This is a genomic window from Streptomyces sp. NPDC047917 (assembly GCF_043204345.1).
GTDB classification, from domain to species: Bacteria; Actinomycetota; Actinomycetes; order Streptomycetales; family Streptomycetaceae; genus Streptomyces; species Streptomyces sanglieri.
Window position 1 is genome coordinate 1 of sequence record NZ_JBIDCA010000010.1, and the last position, 18,672, is coordinate 18,672.

Genomic DNA, 18,672 nt, shown 5'->3' on the forward strand with positions numbered 1-18,672 from the left:
CGCAACTCGACCGAGGAGACCATCACCGGAGTGTGGTCCGACGTCCTCGGCATCGACACCATCGGCATCCACGACAACTTCTTCGAACTGGGCGGACAGTCGATCAGTGCGGTGCGGGTGGTTTCCCGGCTGCGGGACGCGGGTCTGGGCATCGCCCTCCAGCAGTTCGTGCGGCACCCGACGGTGGCCCAGCTGGCGGCCGCGCTGGACGTCCCGCAGGTGGCGTCGGCCGGGCTGGTGGTGCTCCTGTCCTCCAGAGCGGACCCGGAGCTCCCCGCCCTCTTCTGCGTGCACCCGGGCGGCGGCAGCACCCACCCGTACCGGGCTCTCGCACGATGCCTGGCGGGCAGGTTCACCGTGTACGGCGTCCAGGCGCCCGGACTGAACGAGGACGAGGTGCCGCTCGTCGGGATCGAGTCGATCGCGGACCGGTACTGGCAGGAGATCCGCAGTGTGCAACCCGTGGGCCCGTGCACCATTCTCGGATGGTCGACCGGCGCGGTGATCGCACACGCGATGGGCGCGCAGGCCCCGGAGGAAGTGGCCGGTCTGTACCTGTTGGAACCGGCGGTGACCGGCGACGACCAGCAGGACCGCTTCCAGCGACACGCCGAGGTGTACAGCCGGGTGAACGAGATGTGGCACCGCGGTCAGGACGAGCAGGGTGCCGAGCGGGCCGCGACGGAGCGCGAGCTGCGGCGTCTGGCTCCGGAGATGAATCTCGACGAGGATCTGGTCACGCTGGACGAGTGGCTTCCCTTTGCGGTGCTGGAGGCCGAGGTACGTTCGCTCGCCGCCTACCGGCCCGGCCGCTCGGCTGCCAGGGCGACACTGTTCGTCAGTGACACGGTGCGCGACGGCAGTGGCGACGAGGTGCCGGAGGCCCGGTACCTCGCCCACTGGCGTGAGCTCTACCCGGCAGGTCTGGCCCAGCGGGCAATGCCCGGGCGCCACATGGAGATGGTCAGGGGCGACGAGCAACTGGAGGCCGTGGTATCCGTGTTGGCGTCGGCGCCGTCGGCCGGAGGCGTCGACCGGGAACAGGAGCTGATGCAGGTCTGACCGTGGACCGTCGCCGGAGCACGGGAGCCGGCAGCACCGACGAGGGGCCCACCGCGTTCTGGTGGGCCCCTCGTCGTGTTCGCCGGCTCGCCGTCGTCCGGGAGCAGAGGTGGCCAGGACCCGGGGAACGCGCCGACCCGCCCGGTACTCTCTCGCCGACCTCACCAGGGCTCCCCCCGGACCGGCCGGGCCGGACCGCACGGCGCACCCGGAGCGGGCCAGGCCGACCGCGCGGCGCACCCGGACCGGCAGGTCGCCGCGGGGGCCAGGCCCGTGCTGCCGGTCCGGGGCGGTGGGGACTTCGGAGCCCCGGTGGCTCCCGCCCGGGACGGTGGGGACTTCGGGGCCGCGGGGTCTCTCCGCCCGGCGCAGCCCCGGCCGCCGCTGTCGCTGACGTGGCCACCCCCGTCCTCCCGCATCCGCTCCTCCTCTCACTGCCCTCTCGGCGCACATGCCGACGCCCCGGTCCCGTGGTCCCACCATGTGTGCGGTGGAAGCGCGAGACCGGGGCGTCGGAGGATGCGGCCGGCGCCGCTCGGCTCACCAGCGCTGCAACCCGGGGAAGAAGCCCGGTATCTCGGTGGCCCGGCCGGTGCGCAGGGCGGTTCGGTAGATGTGGTGGCCGACGGCCAGGTCGAGGACGCCGAGGCCGAACGGGGAGAAGACGGTGGGGCGGTCGTGGGCCAGGGTCACCTCGCCGCGCAGCACGTCGGCGAGTGTGCCGTCGATGAAGTCGCGCGTGCCGTGCTCCAGCTCCGTCAGATGGGGCGAGGTCTGCGCCGTGAGGCAGTGATCGATGTCGTCCAGGACGTTGTGGCACTTGATCATGACGGTGGGGTGGATGTCGCGCAGAGACAGGTTCAGGATGAGCTGGCCCGGCAGGAGAGTATGGCGGTCCGTCAGCCAGGGTGCCGGCGCCGTGGTGGCGAGGACGACCAGGTCGGCGGTGGCCAGGGCCGCGTCGACCCGCTCCACGGTGCGGGACTCCCAGCCGTGGGTGCCGGCGGTGTACGCGGCGAAGGTCTCGGCGTACGCGTCGACGTGGTCGTGGACCAGGCACTCGCGGACGTCGGTGCCGCGCGCCGCGAGGAAGTCGGAGACGGTCCGGCCGATGACGCCGGCGCCGACGAAGAGCACCGTCTTCGGGCTGTCGCCGGCGGCGAGGGTCTCCACGGCGAGCGCGGCGGACGCCGCGGTGCGGGCGGCGCTGATGCCGGACGCCTCCAGACAGGCGAACGGGTAGCCGGTCTCCGCGTCGTTCAGCAGGAGAACGGCGGAGGCGCGCGGCAGGTTCTGGCCCACGTTCTGCGGATAGCTGGCGATCCACTTGAGGCCGGAGACCGGTGAGTCGCCGCCGAGGTGGGCGGGCAGGGCGATGATCCGGGCACCGGGATCGTGGGGGAAGCGCAGGAAGTGGCTGTTGGGGTTCACGGTGTCCCCGAGGCTGTGCTGGAGGTAGGTCTCCCGCACGAGGTCCAGGACCTCCGACGGCGCGGAGTCGATGACATCCTGGGAAACGGAGCCGTCGATCACGTGGAAGGTTGACATCGGTGGTTGCCTTTCGCGGGCTGGATCAGGTGAGGACGCCGAAGTTCCGCTCGACCCAGTCGTTGTTGTAGACGGTGCCGAGGTAGCGCTCGCCGAGGTCGGGAGAGATCGCGGCGACGCGGGAACCGGCCGGGATGGTGTCGGCGCTGCGGCGGACGGCTGCCAGGACCGAGCCGGTGGAGCCGCCGGTGAGCAGACCGTGGGTGCGGGCCAGCAGCCGGCACTCGCGTACGGCGTCCTCCTCGGCGACCAGCACCACGTCGTCGGCGAGGCCGGGGTCGAACAGTTCGGGGACGCGGCTGGCGCCCAGTCCGGGAATGTGTCGCGGGCCGGGGGTGGAGCCGAAGATGACGGAGCCGCGGGCGTCCACCGCGACGATCCGGGTGTGCGGCGAGAACTCGCGCAGGTATTGGGCGCAGCCGACGAACGTACCGGTGGACCCGACGCCGATGAACAGGTAGTCGAGATGCTGAATCGTCTTGAGCAGCGTGCGCGCGGTCTGTTCGTAATGGGCGCGCGGATTGGCCGGGTTGGCGTACTGGTTGAGCCAGACCACGGTCGGGTCCGCTTCGATGTGACGCCGGATGTGGGCGATGCGGGACTGGAGGAAACCGCCGTTGGCGTCGACGGTGTCGACGACGACCACCTCGGCGCCCAGGGCACGCATGTGATCGATGCTGGTGGCGTTGGTGTTCGGGTCGACGACGCAGGTGAAGCGGTAGCCCTTGGTGGCGCAGATGGAGCTGAGGGCGATACCGAGGTTTCCGGACGAGGACTCGATGACGCGGGCGCCCGGCGTGAGGACTCCGCGGTGCTCGGCGTCCTCGATGAGGCTCAGCGCGGTCTTCAGCTTGACGGAGCCGGCCGGGTTGAGGCCCTCGACCTTAAGGAAGAGGTCCGAGCCGGGCACCATCCGGGGCAGCAGGACGAAGAGGTCGTCGGTGACCAGCTCGTAGGTGTGCTCGTAGATCATGACCGGGGCTCCCAGAGGTCTTCGGGTCCGGTCTCCTCCGCCGCGTAGCGGCCCAGTGCGCTGACGGTCATGCGCAGTTCCAGCGCCATGGCGTCCAGCAGGCGTTCGAGGCCGTGCTCGGGGTCCTCGTCGGCGGCGATCAGCGCGGCGCGGCCGAGGCCGACGGCGCGGGCGCCGAGGGCGAGCAGCTTGACGGCGCGGATGCCGTCCCAGACCCGTCCGCTGGCGAGGAGGGTGCGGCCGGCGGGTTCGACGCGGCGCAGGCATTCGGCGAGGGGCAGTCCGACGTGGCCGAGGAAACCGGTCGGGGCCCAGCCGGTGCCGCCCTCGGCACCGTCGACGGCGACGGCATCGGCGCCGGCGTCCCAGGCGATGGTGGCGGCTCGGCCGATGTCCCGGCCGGGGAAGAGCTTCACCCAGCAGCGGGCGCGCGGGTAGTTGTTGCGCATGAGCTGGATCTGCCGGCGGAAGATCTCGTCGGTGAAGGTGCCCGGGCTCGCGCAGCGCAGGATCGAAGAGGCGCCGGGGCCGAGCCGTTCGACGGCGTACTGTCCGTCGAGGTCGGCCGCGACCGTTTCACTGATCATGGTGAGGCCGCCGAGGCCGGGCTTGGCACCCTGGCCCACCTTGAGTTCGAAGCCGAGGCGGCCGGTGGTCAGGAGGCCGGTGACGGCGGGGTCGCTGTAGACATGGTTCCAGACCTCGGAGTCGGCGTCCTCGGTGCTCTGCTGGACGCAGATGCCGCCCACGCCGTCGGGGAGTTCCTCGCAGTACGCCTGGACGCGTTCCAGCAGGCCCTTGCGGTGGTCGTCGCCGCTGGAGCGGAAGCCGTTCATGGGGGCGACGTTCTCGCCGATGACCATGGGGATGCCGAGCCGTCCGGCCTGGCGGCTGAGGGCGAGGCCGGTGCCGGTGACGCGGGTGGAGCCGAGCGCCGACAGGTAGACCGGCAGCGGGGCGGTGAAGCCGCCGAGGGCGGTATCGAGGCGGACATCGGAGTAGAGGGGTTCGCGACCGAGGTCGATGAGCTTGGCCAGGCGGCCCGGCATGAAAACGGGCGGGACCAGGCGCAGTCCGTCGATCTCGTCGCCGGAGGATTCGAGGGTGGCGCCGAAGACGGTGGTGCCGTAGCTGTTCAGGGGCGGGAAGACGGCGGCGGCGCCGTCGCGGGCCCGGGCGCGGACGGTGTCCTCGGGCAGGCCGGGTGCAGCCAGCTGGGTCACGGCGACACGACCCCCGCGATCTTCGGGAAGGCGGTGGCCTGCCAGACCGAGTCCAGGCCGGTGACCCAGCGGGTCAGGCGCTCCAGGCCGATACCGAAGCCGGCGCTGCTGGGGATGCCGTGCCGGGCGACGTCGAGGTACCAGGCGTACTTGGAGGGGTTCTCACCGGTTTCGCGCATCCGGGTGACCAGGGCCGCGTAGTCGTACTCGCGCTCGCTGCCGCTGCACAGTTCGCCGCAGCCCTCGGGGGCGATGAGGTCGAAGTTGAGCAGGGTGCCGGGCTCGGTCGTGCTCTCCTTGTCGTAGAAGCCGCGGGAGCCCTTGGGGTAGCCGACGATGAAGAACGGGGCGTCGGCCCGGCGGGAGATGCGTTCCTCGGCCTCCCACTCGATCTCGGTTCCGGCGGCCTGCGGGTACCCGTCGCGGCGCAGGCCGTCGACGACCTCGCCGTGCGGTACGCGGGCGAACGGCCGGGCCACGAGACGGCGCAGGACGTCGGCGTCGCGACCGAGGACGGCGAGGTCGTCGCCGCACTCGTCGACCACGGTGGTCACGGCGTGGCGGACCAGCTGCTCGGCGACACCCATGGCGTCGTCCCGGGTGGCGCCCGCGTACTCGACGTCGATCTGCCGGAACTCGGTGAGGTGACGATGGGTGCTGCTGGTCTCGACGGGTTCGAGGCGGACGTTGGGCGCGACGAGGAAGATACGGTCGAAGGCCAGCAGCGATGCCTGCTTGTAGAGGATGGCACTGGTCATCAGCTTGTAGCGGTGACCGTAGTAGTCGACGTCGACCTGCTTGGCGCCGCGCGAGCCCGGGTCGGTGACCGGGCCGATGATCGGGTGGGCCATCTCCACCGCGCCGCCGGAGCGCAGGAAGGAACGGGCACCGGCCACGATCGCCTGCTGGATGCGCAAGGCCGCCCGGGTGCGCGGGTCGCGCAGATGTTCCAGCGGGGAGGGCAGTGCGACGGCGGCCTCGGGCGCCGACGGGAGATCTGTCTGAAGTGTCATGTCTGTCATGTCCTGTCCTGTCGTTGCCGGTCGGGGGCACAGCCACCGGTGGCTGAGGGCCACCGGGTCGGGGCCGCTCGGATCAGCTCGCCCTGTCGAGGCGGGCGGCGGGGTCGTCGTAGCGGTTCTTGACGTGGTTGAGCGCCTGCAGCAGTCCCGACGAGGTCAGCCGATGGGACGGCTGTGCGGCGGTGGGCCGGCCGAGCGGGAGCGACCCGGTGCGGGACCACTCCAGCCGGCCGCGGTCGGAGATGAAGCTGCGGGTGCGTCCCGCGTTGTCGGGGTGCAGGCAGAAGGGGACGTCGAGGTAGCCGTGGGCGAAGGCACGGATCAGGGCCTGGCCGAGGTCGTCGTGCAGGTTCAGGACGGCCGCGACGAGGGAGCGGGCCTCCGCCTCGATGCCGGTTGACGGCGGCGGAGCGGCCGGCCTCGCGGTGCGGGCGGCCGCGGCGGCGGTCTCCAGCGCGATGACGTTCTCCTCGACGGACGGGATGCGGGCCGACTCCGCCGGTGTCTTGACGATGAGCCGGGCGGCGCCGGTGCGCACGGCCAGCCGGGCGGCGTCCGCCACGAGCCGCAGCGCACCGTCCCAGGTCTCCGGGTAGACACCCATGTACGCGTACACGACCACGTGCCAGGAGGTGTCCGGGAGGTGGTCGGCCGCGAGGGCGCGCAGCGCGTGGACGGCCTCCTCGTCCTGTTCGCGGCTGGTCTGCTGGGCGTAACTGAGAGAGATGCTGCGCAGGCCGTGCTGGCGGAAGAACATGGCTTCCAGCACGGAGAGGGCGACGAGCAGGGAGGGCGGGCAGAGCTGTCCCAGCATGCAGCCGCCGAAGGTCTCCAGGTGCGGTTCGCCGCCGGCCTCGCGCAGCGCGGCGAGCTTGCGGCACGCGTCGGCCCAGGCACGGACCGAGGTGGCCAGCGGGGTGCGGCCGTAGGGCAGGCAGTAGGAGACGGGGCCGCCCTCGGTGGCGTCGAGTCCGGCGGCGACGAGAGCTTCGACGATCCGGCCGGGCCGTGCGGAGCCGTGCCGTACCTGGACGGGGAAACCGGCTCCGTGGACGCCGTCGAGGAGCCCGGTGGTGGTCTCGATGGGCATGCTGACCAGCGGATAGCCGTTCAGGTGGTGGCCCTGGGCGACGGCGCGGGCGGCGGCGGCGTAATCGCCGACGCGGGTGAAACTGTCCAGAGTGAGGGTGCCGACGGTAGTGGCGTCGGCGGCACGGGTGGCGATCAGACCGGTGCGCATCCGGGCGGGGTCGGCGAAGCCCATACGGGGCTGCACCACGAGGCTGCCGGTGCGGGCGGCGTCGGCAATGAAGCGGTGGAAGGCGCCGCCGGCGAGGTCGGGTTCAGCGGACGGCATCGGCGTGGGACTTTCCGTGCCGGTGGTCGGGCAGGGCCTCAAGCAGGGCGAGCAGTCCCGGGACGGCGTTCGCGCCGGTCAGAACGGCGTCGAAACCGGCGTCGGTGAGCGAGGCGTGGACCTCCGGGGCGGTGGTGCCCGAGGTGTCCAGCTTGCCTCCGACGACGAGCGGCACCCTGGCCAACGCCGGTACGGCGCGCACCGCGCGGGCCAGGCCCGGGGCCTCCTCGGCGCCGTGTCCGTTGACCGTGCTGACGACGATGAGGCCGGGCGGGCGGGCCGTGGCCTCCTCGATCAGGACATCGACCGGGACACACGCGCCGAGATTGGTGACCTCCCAGCCCTCTTCCTCCAGCAGTAGTTGCAGGAAGAGCAGGTTCCAGGTGTGTGAGTCCGAGGCGATGGTGGTCAGGACTGCGTGGCGCGGGCTGTCCGGGGGCTGGCGATGCGGGTACACGACCGGGTTTTCCTCTCGACACCGTGATGGGGCCGCGACCGCTGCGATCGGGCCGGGTACCCGTGAAATCGCCCTCCGTGTGGGCGTCCGGGCTGTGCACTAGTGACGCCGTCCATGGTGGATATCGGTGATCGCGAGCGGCACTGGGCAGTTGTGGCCATCCCGAGGGGCGTCATTTGTGTCCACTGGGGGGCCGCGTCCGCTCCTCCTAGCCTGCTCGTCGCGGACGTTCGGCGCCGGCGGTCGCGGTTCTGACCGGCGGCACGGTCCCCGGCCCGCCCGGGGCCCCGCCCCGCCGCCGCGCCGTGCGACGTGCCGTCCTGAACCGCTGTACCGCTGACGATGTCCTGACGATGGGGAGTGAACGGTGGCTGATCACCAGCTGGGGGAGTGGCGGCACGCACTGGCGGGCATCGAGCCGCTGGAACTGCCGTCGGACCGCCGGCCGTCGGACGAAGGACCGGGCCTCGCGGACCGGATCCCGTTCGACGTGCCCGCCCGCACCGCCGACGCGCTGGCCGCGCTGGCCCGCGACCGGGGCGTGGAACTGCCCACGGTCCTGCTGACGGTGTTCCACACGCTGCTGGCGCGGCACGCCGGCCGGGGGGACGTCCCGGTGGCGGTTCCGGCGGACGGCACGCGGGACACTGCCGTGGCGACCGTGGTGCGGGGCCCGGTCGGCGACCCGGCGTTCACCGAGGCCCTGGCGCATGTCGCGCGGGGCATGGCGGACGCCGTCGGCCGTGGTCCGGTGCCGCTCGCGGTGCTGGCGGACGCGGTCGGCGGCGCGGTCGCGTGGTTCGCGTGGCGCACGGCCGGCCAGGAGGCCGCCGCGTTCCCGCCGGACGCGCACGTCACCCTGGAAGTCGTCGCGGACGGCGGTGGGTTGAGCGGTGTCCTCGGCTACCGGACCGATCTGTTCGAACGGGCCACGGCGGAGCGGATGGCGGGGCACCTCGCGACGCTCGCGCGTTCCGCCGCCGACACCCCCGGTGATCCGCTCAGTGCGCTGGAGATGCTGACGGAGCCGGAGCGGCACCGCATCCTGACCGAGTGGAACGGGCCGAGGTCCGTGTTCCCGGACACCGCGACGGTGCACCGGCTGGTGGAGGAGCGGGCCGCGCTGCGGCCCGACGCGGTGGCCCTGGAGCACGGCGGGCAGCGGCTGACCTACCGGGAGATGGACGAGCGCGCCGAGGGGCTGGCGCGGTACCTGGCGGAGCGGGGCGTCGGGCCCGGCGCGCTGGTCGCGGTGTGCCTGGACCACGGCCCGGACCTGGTGTGCGCGCTGCTCGGCGTGCTCAAATCGGGTGCCGCCTACGTGCCGTTGGACCCGGCCTACCCGGCCGATCGGCTGCGGTACATGGTCGAGGACAGTGCCGCGCCGGTGGTGGTGACGCAGTCCGCGCACGCGGGCCTGTTCGCGCCGGGCACCGCACTGCTGCTGGCCGACCGGGAGTGGCCGGCCGGCACCGGCACCGTCCCGGTCGCCGCTGCGGGCCCGGACGACCTGGCGTACGTCATCTACACCTCGGGTTCGACGGGCCGCCCCAAGGGCGTGCGGGTCGGGCACCGGGGCGTCGTCAACTACCTGCACTGGTGCGACCGGAACTATCCTCCGGCGCCCGGTGCACGGATCGGTTCGCTGCTGTGCTCGTCGGCGGCCTTCGACCTGACGGTGACCGCGCTGTTCCTGCCGCTGGTGCAGGGGCTGTGCCTGGTGGTGCCGCAGCCGGACCCGGGACGGGGCGTGTTCGACGCGGCCGTGGACATCGTCGCGACCGGTGTCCCGGTCAGCTTCCTGAAGGCGACGCCCTCGCACCTGGAGCTGCTGACCGCCCGGCTGGAACAGGACGGCGTCCGGCACGGCATCGCCACGGTGGTCGCGGGTGGCGAGGACCTGACACCGGCGCTGGCACACCGGACACTGGCACTGGGCACCGGGGACACCGCGATCGTCAACGAGTACGGGCCGACCGAGGCGACCGTCGGCAACGTGGTCGGACGGACGGTGTCGGTGGACCCGGCGGCGGACCACGTGCCGATGGGCCGGGCGATCGACAACACCGAGGTGTACGTGGTCGGGGCGCACGGCGAGATACAGCCGGTCGGAGTGCCCGGCGAGCTGCTGATCGGCGGCGTGAACGTGGCCCTCGGCTATCTCGGCCGGCCCGATCTGACGGCGCGGCGGTTCGTGCCGCACCCGTTCTCGGCCGATCCCGGGGCGCGCGTGTACCGTACCGGCGACCTGGTGAAGTGGCTGCCGGACGGGCGGCTGGTCTACCTGGGCCGCATGGACGACCAGGTCAAGCTGCGCGGGCACCGGGTGGAACTCGGAGAGATCGAGAACGCCCTGCTGTCCCGGCCGGCCGTCGCGGCTGCCACGGTCGTGGTCCGCGAGGACGTCCCGGGCGACAAGCGGCTGGTGGCGTACCTGGTGCCGGCCGGCGGCACAGCGGTGGCCGTGGCCGGGCTGCGCGCTGCACTGGCGCGGGAGCTGCCCGAGCACATGCTGCCCGCCCGGTACGTCGTGCTGGAGCGGCTTCCCCTCACCCCGAACGGCAAGGTGGACCGCCGGGCGCTGCCCGCACCCGAGGGCCACCGCCCGGACGTCTCCGCCGCGTTCGCCGCGCCGCGTACACCCACCCAGCGGGCGGTCACCGGTATCTGGGCCGAACTGCTGGGCGTCGACGAGGTCGGCGCGGACGACGACTTCTTCGAGCTGGGCGGTCACTCCCTGCTGGCCGTCCGGGTCGCCTCCCGGCTGCGCCGGGACCTCGGGGTGGACGTGCCGTACCGGACGCTGTTCGACGCGCCGACGCCCGCGCTGCTGGCGACGGCCGTGGACGCGCTGGATCCGGGGACCTGTGCGGCGATCCCGCGGGCGGACCGGTCGGCGGGTGCGCTTCCGCTGTCCTTCGCGCAGCAGCGCCTCTGGTTTCTCGACCAGTTGGCGCCGGGTCGGGCCGAGTACGCGATCCCGGTCGGGCTGCGGGTCGAGGGGGAGTTCGAGCCGGCCGCGTTCGGAGCCGCGCTGACGGCCCTGGCCGCCTCGCACGAGATCCTGCGGACCCGGTTCGTCGCGGACGCCACCGGACACCCGTTCCAAGTCGTCGACGCCGTGCGGGAGGTGGTGGTGGACGTCCACGACGCCAGACACCTCGGTACGGGCGCCGCGCGCGAGATGCTGCGCGAGGCGGCGGGACAACCGTTCGACCTGGCCACCGGGCCGCTGTTGCGCGCAGCGGCGGTGCGGGTGGCCGACACGGAGTGGCTCGTGCTGCTCACGGTGCACCACATCGTCTCCGACGGCTGGTCGGAGGGCATCCTGGCTCGGCAGCTGGGTGAGCTGTACGGCGCGGCGGCGGCCGGCCGGCCGTGCACCCCGGCCCCCCTCGGCCTCCAGTACGCGGACTTCGCGAGCTGGCAGCGCGAGGTGCTGGACGGTCCGGCGCTCGCGGGGCAGTCGGCGTACTGGCGGGAGCGGCTCGCCGGAGTGCAGCCGCTGGAGCTGCCGACCGACCACCGACGGCCGGCCGAGCGGTCCGGCCGGGGCGGCACGGTGTCCTTCTCGGTGCCCGCCGACGTGGCCGTCGCGGCCCGGCGGCTGGCGGCGGGGCAGGGGGCGAGCCTGTTCATGTCGCTGCTGGCGGTGTTCCAGCTGCTGATGGCGAAGTACAGCGGCCAGGACGACATCGCGGTCGGCAGCCCGGTCGCCGGTCGCAACCGCGCGGAGACGGAGGAGCTGATCGGCTTCTTCGTGAACACGCTCGTCCTGCGGACCGATCTGTCCGGCGATCCGGCGTTCACCGAGCTCCTCGACCGGGTCAAGGACACCGCCCTCGGTGCCTACGACCACCAGGACCTGCCCTTCGAGCGGCTCGTCGAGGAGCTCGCCCCCGACCGGGACCTGTCCCGCAACCCCCTGTTCCAGACGATGTTCGTGCTCCAGAACACCCCTGACGGCCACGCCTGGCAGCTGCCCGGAGCGGCGGTGGAGCCGTTCGCGGTCCGTGCGGAGGAGGCCAAGTTCGACCTGACCCTGATGCTCACCGAGCGGCCCGACGGCTCGCTCGACGGCGATCTGGTGTTCGCCCTCGACCTGTTCGCACCCGACACCGCGGAGCGGCTGGCCGGGCACTTCACCACGCTGCTGCGCGCGGCGGTCGCGGGCCCGGAGCGCCGGCTCTCCGAGCTGGAGGTGCTGACCGGTGCCGAGCGGCGCCGGGTGCTGGCCGAGTGGAGCGGGACGGCGTCCGCCGCGCACATCGGGGCCGAGGCCGGGGGCGGGGCGACGGTGCACCGGCTCGTCGAGGAGTGTGCCGCCCTGCGGCCGGACACGACGGCGGTGCTCTCGGCCGGCGGAGAACTGACCTATCGGGAGCTGAACGCGCGGGCCAACCGGCTCGCCCGCCACCTGCGTCTCCACGGAGCCGGTCCCGGGGCGGCGGTCGCCGTGTGCCTGGAGCGCGGCCCCGAGCAGATCACCGCACTGCTCGCGGTGCTCAAGTCCGGCGCCGCCTACCTGCCGCTGGATCCGGAGCACCCCGCCGACCGGCTCGCCCACATGGTCGCGGACGCGCGGGCCGGACTCGTGGTGACCGACAGCGCCCGGGCCGCACGACTGCCCGAAGGGCCCGGCCGTTTCCTCACCGACCGGGACTGGCCTACCCTCGCGGAGCTGCCGGCCCACGACCCGGAACCCGCAGCGGCCCCCGGCGACCTGGCGTACGTGATCTACACCAGCGGATCCACCGGCCGGCCCAAGGGCGTCGAGATCGAGCACCGCAGCCTGGCCGGCCTGGTCCGCTGGACGGCCGACACCTTCGGCGCGGTCCCGGGACGGCGTGTCGCACTGCTGGCCGGGGTCGGGTTCGACGCGGCGGCGTGGGAGCTGTGGCCCGCGCTGGCGACCGGGGCCACCGTGTGCGTACCGGACGACACTGTGCGGCTCGCGCCGGAACTGCTCCAGCGCTGGCTGAGCGAACGGCGGGTCACCGGCACCTTCGTCTCGACGCCGATGCTGGAGTCGCTGGCCGCCCTCGACTGGTCGGAGCCGACCTCCCTGGAGTACGTGCTGACCGGTGGTGACGCGCTGCGCCTGCCGGCCGGGCTGCGCCTGCCCTTCCGCGTCGTCAACAACTACGGGCCGACCGAGTCGACGGTGGTGACGACCTCGGCCGAGGTCGTCACCGGCACGGCCGTGCCGCCGATCGGCCGCCCGGTGCGCGGCACCTTCGTATATGTGGTGGACCGGCACGGCAGGCCGGTGCCCACCGGGGTGCCGGGCGAGCTTCTCGTCGGTGGCGCCGGGCTGGCGCGCGGCTACCGGGGGCAGCCGGGCTGGACGGCCGAGCGGTTCGTGACCGCCGACATCGACGGCACACCGCGCCGCGTCTACCGCACCGGTGACCGGGTGCGCTGGCTGGCCGACGGGCAACTGGAGTTCCTGGGGCGGCTGGACGACCAGGTGAAGCTGCGCGGGCACCGCATCGAGCCCGGCGAGATCGAGGCGGTGCTGCTGGCCGGCGCCGACGTCGCCGCAGCCACCGTGGTCGTACGCGAGGACGCCCCCGGCGGCAAGCGGCTGGTCGCGTACGTCGTCCCGGCAGCGGGCGCCACGGGGCGCGGCGAGGCCCTGCGCGAGCGGCTGCGCCGTGAACTGCCCGACTTCATGGTGCCGTCCGCGTTCGTGACGCTGGAGCGGCTGCCGCTGACCCCGAACGGCAAGGTGGACCGGCGGGAGCTGCCCGCACCCGAGCCCCGGGCGTCCGGGGCCGGCGGACCGGCCCCGAGCACTCCGGCCGAACGCGCGATCGCGGCGGCCTGGTCCCAGGTGCTGGACATCGAGGTCACCGGTGTGGACGACAACTTCTTCGCGCTCGGCGGCCACTCCCTGCTCGCCACCCAGGTGACGTCACGGCTGCGGGACGCACTGGGTGTGGAGGTGCCGGTGCGGGAGCTGTTCGCGGCACCCACCGTCGCCGGGCTGGCCGCCGCCGTGGCGGAGCTCGTCGCCGGTGGAGCGGCCGGTACGGGCCGGATCGTGCCGGCCGACCGCAACGTCGGGCCACTGCCGCTGAGCTTCGCCCAGCAACGGCTGTGGTTCCTCGACCAACTGGAGCCCGGACGCGCCGAGTACGCCGTGCCCTTCGCACTGCGCGTCAGCGGTGCGCTGGACACCGGGGCCCTCGACGCGGCGCTGACCCGCATGCTCGCGCGCCATGAGGTCCTGCGGACGCGGTTCGTCGCCGACGACGACGGCGAGCCGGCGCAGATCGTCGATCCGCCGGCGCCGGTGCACGCGGCCTTCCACGACCTGCGGCACATCGTCGATCCGGAGGAACGCCAGGAGGCTGCCCGGCACTTGGCGCGCGAGGAGGCCGCCCGGCCGTTCGACCTGGCTGCGGGTCCGCTGGTGCGTGCGCGCCTGGTGCGGCTTGCCGACGAGGAGGCGCACCTGCTGCTGACGGTGCATCACATCGCCTGCGACGGCTGGTCGGAGCCTGTCATGGCGCGCGAACTGCGGGAGGGATACCGGGCGGCGACGACCGGAAGCCGGCCCGAGGGAACCGAACTGCCCGTGCAGTACGCGGACTTCTCCGTGTGGCAGCGACAGCAGCTCACCGGTGACGTGCTGGAGGAGCAGCTGGCGTACTGGAAGGGGCGGCTCGCCGGGGTGGAACCGCTGGAACTGCCCACCGACCACCGCCGTCCGGCGGGGCGGCCCGGAGGCGGCGACACCGTGACGTTCGAGGTGAGCGCTGCGGTGGCCGCCGGGCTGAGGAAGGCGGCCAGAAGCGGTTCCGCGAGCCTGTACATGGTGCTGCTGGCCGTCTTCCAGGTGCTGCTGGCCAAGTACGCCCGCCAGGACGATGTGACCGTCGGCAGCCCGGTCGCCGGTCGCAACCGCGCGGAGACGGAGGAGCTGATCGGCTTCTTCGTCAACACCCTCGTCCTGCGCACCGATCTGTCCGGCGATCCGGCGTTCACCGAACTCCTCGACCGGGTCAAGGACACCGCCCTCGGTGCCTACGACCACCAGGACCTGCCCTTCGAGCGCCTCGTCGAGGAGCTCGCCCCCGACCGCGACCCGTCCCGCAACCCCCTGTTCCAGACGATGTTCGTGCTCCAGAACACACCGGACGAACACGGCTGGACCCTTCCGGGGTTGCACGTGGCGCCGTTCACGGTCACGCTGCCGGACGCCAAGTTCGACCTCACCCTGATGATGTCCGAGGACGCGGACGGCGGGCTGCGCGGCGCCCTGGAGTACCGGACGGACCTCTTCGAACGGGACACGGTCGCCCGGCTGGCCGGCCACCTGGGCACCCTGCTGGAGACGGTGGCCGGCGAGCCCGCGGCACGGCTGTCCCGGCTGTGCCTGCTCACTGCCGGGGAACGACGGCGGACAGTGGTGGAGTGGAACGACACCGAGGCCGCCTTCCCGGACACCGCCACACTGCACGGCCTGTTCGAGGAGCGGGCTGCACAACAGCCGGACACGGTGGCCGTCGAAGGGCCGCAGGGCACGCTGACCTACGGCCAGCTGAACGCGCGTGCCAACCGGGTCGCGCACCACCTGCGCATTCGCTACGGAGTGCGGCCGGACATGCCCGTCGCGGTGTGCCTGGAGCGTGGCCCCGACCTGATGACGGCCGTGCTGGGCGTCCTGAAGGCCGGGGCACCGTATGTGCCGCTGGATCCGGACCATCCGGCGGAGCGGCTGGCGTACATGGTGCGGGACACCGCGACCCCGGTCGTCGTCACCGGCTCCGCGCACACCGGCCGGCTGCCCTCGGACGTACCCGTGCTGCTGCTCGACGAGGACACCGCGACGCTGGCCTGTGAGCCGGACACCGACCCCCGGCCCACTGCCGCACCGCACCACCTCGCCTACGTGATCTACACCAGCGGTTCCACCGGCCGTCCCAAGGGCGTCCAGGTCGAGCACCGCAGCCTGGTCAATCTGGTGCACTGGACGGCGCGGGAGTACGGGCTGGAACCGGGACAGCGACTCGCGCTGCTGGCCGGGATCGGTTTCGACGCGGCGGCGTGGGAGCTGTGGCTCGGCCTGCTCCGCGGCGCGACCTGCTGTGTCACCACCGAGACCGTCCGGCTCACTCCGCCGCTGCTGCGGGACTGGCTGTGCGAGCAGCGGGTCCACGCCACGTTCCTGTCCACGCCGATGCTGGAGGCCCTCGCGGCGCTGCCGTGGCCGGCGGACAGCACCCTCGACTACGTGCTGACCGGCGGCGACCGGCTGCGGACGGGGCCGCCGGCGCGGCTGCCGTTCCGCGTGATCAACAACTACGGACCCACCGAGAGCACGGTCCTCGCCACCTCGACGGTGGTCGAACCCGGCGACGCGGTCCCGCCGATCGGCCGGCCCATCCCCAACAGCCTGACGTTCGTGGTGGACCAGCACGGCCGACCGGTGCCGGTCGGGGTGCCCGGCGAACTCCTCATCGGGGGCGTGCCGGTGGCCCGCGGCTACCTGGGCAGGCCGGAACTGACCGAGGAGAAGTTCACCGCGTACGAGGCCGAAGGGGTGGGCACCCGGGTCTACCGCACCGGTGACCTGGTGCGGTGGCGGGCGGACGGGCAGCTTGAGTTCCTGCGGCGGATCGACAACCAGGTGAAGATCCGCGGCAACCGCATCGAGCTCGGCGAGGTCGAGTCCACCTTGCTGTCCCACCCCGGCATCGGCGAGGTCAGTGTGATCGTCCGCGAGGACACGCCCGGCGACAAACGGCTCGTGGCGTATCTCGTGGCCACCGGCACGGACGCGCCGAGCACCGCGGATCTCCACGCCCACCTGGGGCGGTTTCTGCCCGACTACATGATCCCGGCGGCCTTCGTCACGCTGGACCGCCTCCCACTGACCGCCAACGGCAAGGTGGACCGGGCGGCCCTGCCGGTGCCGGACCATCAGCGGCCGGATCTGGGAAGGGAGTACACGGCGCCGCGCAACGCCGTCGAGCGGACGGTCACCACCGTGTGGCAGGAACTGCTGGGCATCGAACGCGTCGGCGTGCACGACAACTTCTTCCAACTGGGCGGGCATTCGCTGCTCGCCACACAAGTGGCCTCCCGGCTGCGGAAGGCACTGCGGGTCGACGTGCCGGTGCGAGCGGTGTTCGACTCGCCCACCCCGGCGCAACTCGCCCAGGGCATCGCCGACCTGATGATGGCGGCGATCACGGCCCAGTTCGCGCCGGCCGGGTGACCACCCCCGGTCACACGCGATGAAGGGGCCGGACCTCGTCGCCGAGGTGCGGCCCCCTCACGGCCCCTGCGCCGAGTGGGACGGTTCAGGCCATGTCCTCGGCGCGGATGCCGCCGCTGGCGAGCGCGAGGGCGCCGAGCTGGAACCGGCTCTGGGCACCGAATCGGTCGGTCAGCTTCTCCGAGAGCCGGCGCACCGTGCGCAGCGAGACGTCCATGCGGCGGGCCGCCGCCGCGTCCGTGAGCCCTTGCGCCCACAGCCGGAGCACGTGCTGCTCCTGGAGGGAGAGGTTGCCGCGGGTACGGGGGCGTGCCTCCGCGAGAGGCAGGGCCTCCTTCCACAGACGGGCGAACAGTGTCGCGAAGGCTTCCGTGACCGACTCGACGCCGCACGCCATCGCGCCGACCACGCTGTGGCCGCTCGTGACCGGCACGACGGCGTGCCTGCGGTCGGAGACGATCATCCACACCGGCAGCGACGGCAGGGTGCGGACGGCACCGCCGTACTCCTCGCTGCGGCGCAGCCGCTCCGTCGCCTCGGGGTCGTTGCGGACGCTCTCCAGCACGATGGCGCGAGCCGGCGTACCGCGTCGCCGCAGGATCTCGTCCAGCGAGTGGCCCGCTTCGAAGGCCGCCGAGTCCGGCCGCTCGGCCGGCCCGACGGTCAGCCATTCGGTCGCGCACTCATCGGCGAGAAAGGTGATGTGCCGCCACACGGCGTCGGCGCCGGCCAGCCACTTGACGTCCGGAACGCTCTCCCGGCCGCCCTGCCCGCGCTGCGACAGCAGCCGCGTCACCTCCAGCCGGCTGCCCTCCACCTGGAGCCGGTGGCGGGCCAGTTCCTCCTGCTGCCGGGTGAGCATCGCCGCCAGCCCTACCTCCGGGTCGATCGGTCGCCAGCCGCTGGCGGAGTCCCCCGGCACGACCAGCAGCAGGGCGGACAGCCGCTCCAGCCCGCCCCGGACCGTTTCCTCGGTCTCCTTCAGTTGCGCGGCCAGTTCGGCCACCTCCGCGCCGGGCCGGTCGACCATCGAGATGTACACACTCCGTGCAACGGAGTCGATACCCAGAGAGGTCCGCATGTCGCGCGCTCCTGTATGTCTTGTCGTACGGCACCTGTTGACTGTGGGACAACGAGTCGAGTTCGGACCGGCGGGGCTCCCTCGGGAGGTCACCGCGGGAATCCACCGGCCGGTCACCAGTAGAGCGGGTGCCGGAGCGGCGGCGGATGCGGGGTGATCCCCCAAGTTCCTGCGGGACGAGCACGCGTGGGGTGGGCGAAGGCATTTCCACGGACGGCTCCCGCGCCTCGACGGGCCGGTGTGCCGCGACCGGAGCGCACACCGGACCGGGCCGTGGCAGTGCTGTGCGACCGGACGACCGATCAGGCCGCGGCGGGCTTGCGACGACCGGGCGGCCCGCCCGACCCGGTGGACATGCGCGCCGAGCAGCCACGGCGGACGGGGCCGTGCAGTGGCGGCCGCGTCCGGGGGCGTCCCCCATGGTGCGTCGCGCATGCCCCCATATACCTGCCGGGCCGACCACCCGCCCGTACGCCCTTCGGCCGGGCGGCTCCCGGTCGCGCGCACGCCGCGGACCCGGCCGCGACCGGCCGCCCTCCGACGCCGCACAGCTCCGTGCGCCCCCCACCTCACCGGTCGGGGGACCGAGGATATGGGGGACAGTCCCCCATGCCGGGGCCCGGCACCACTGTGATCCAGGTCTGGTGGCCGGGCCGGCCGCGCACACCACTCCACCGGCCGCGCCCCCGGCCCCCTCCGGGCGGGCCTCCACGACGGCAC

General features: G+C 73.0%; 9 protein-coding genes. 2 read left to right on the plus strand and 7 right to left on the minus strand.

Annotated elements, in window-relative coordinates; translation table 11 throughout:
- A partial coding sequence (locus tag ACGF8B_RS24050; RefSeq protein ID WP_392742062.1) for an alpha/beta fold hydrolase occupies positions 1-1,062 on the plus strand: 1,062 nt, incomplete at its 5' end.
- Between the two features lie 540 nt (positions 1,063-1,602).
- Here ACGF8B_RS24050 and sbnB read toward each other — a convergent pair.
- The 6 genes from sbnB to ACGF8B_RS24080 form a co-directional block, all read right to left on the minus strand.
- A complete protein-coding gene (sbnB, locus tag ACGF8B_RS24055) occupies positions 1,603-2,610 on the minus strand; it encodes a 2,3-diaminopropionate biosynthesis protein SbnB (RefSeq protein ID WP_392742065.1) in 1,008 nt (335 codons plus the stop codon).
- Positions 2,611-2,635: 25 nt separating this feature from the next.
- The gene (sbnA, locus tag ACGF8B_RS24060) at positions 2,636-3,583 is read right to left on the minus strand and encodes a 2,3-diaminopropionate biosynthesis protein SbnA (RefSeq protein ID WP_392742068.1); all 948 of its coding nucleotides are present in this window, start codon (positions 3,581-3,583) and stop codon (positions 2,636-2,638) included.
- Positions 3,580-4,806 carry a glutamate synthase-related protein gene (locus ACGF8B_RS24065; RefSeq protein ID WP_392742070.1) on the minus strand — a complete coding sequence of 409 codons (1,227 nt, stop codon included), beginning with the start codon at positions 4,804-4,806 and terminating at the stop codon, positions 3,580-3,582. Before ACGF8B_RS24065 ends, sbnA begins: the two co-directional genes overlap by 4 nt.
- Positions 4,803-5,819: an asparagine synthetase A gene (locus ACGF8B_RS24070; protein ID WP_392742073.1), complete on the minus strand. Its 1,017-nt coding sequence runs from the start codon at positions 5,817-5,819 to the stop codon at positions 4,803-4,805. Before ACGF8B_RS24070 ends, ACGF8B_RS24065 begins: the two co-directional genes overlap by 4 nt.
- Positions 5,820-5,901: 82 nt before the next feature.
- Positions 5,902-7,185 (minus strand): methylaspartate mutase, encoded by a 1,284-nt coding sequence (locus tag ACGF8B_RS24075; RefSeq protein WP_392742077.1) that lies wholly within the window; start codon positions 7,183-7,185, stop codon positions 5,902-5,904.
- Entirely contained in the window at positions 7,172-7,642 is a 471-nt protein-coding gene (locus tag ACGF8B_RS24080) for a cobalamin B12-binding domain-containing protein (protein WP_392742080.1), read from the minus strand. Before ACGF8B_RS24080 ends, ACGF8B_RS24075 begins: the two co-directional genes overlap by 14 nt.
- A gap of 367 nt (positions 7,643-8,009) precedes the next feature.
- Here ACGF8B_RS24080 and ACGF8B_RS24085 point away from each other — a divergent pair, with 367 nt between their 5' ends.
- Positions 8,010-16,871, plus strand: a complete 8,862-nt coding sequence (locus ACGF8B_RS24085; RefSeq protein ID WP_392742083.1) for an amino acid adenylation domain-containing protein — start codon at positions 8,010-8,012, stop codon at positions 16,869-16,871.
- Positions 16,872-16,956: 85 nt separating this feature from the next.
- Here the strand turns inward: ACGF8B_RS24085 and ACGF8B_RS24090 are convergent, their stop codons facing one another.
- Positions 16,957-17,952, minus strand: coding sequence for a LuxR C-terminal-related transcriptional regulator (locus ACGF8B_RS24090; protein WP_392742085.1), 996 nt, complete (start codon positions 17,950-17,952; stop codon positions 16,957-16,959).
- Positions 17,953-18,672: the final 720 nt, after the last annotated feature.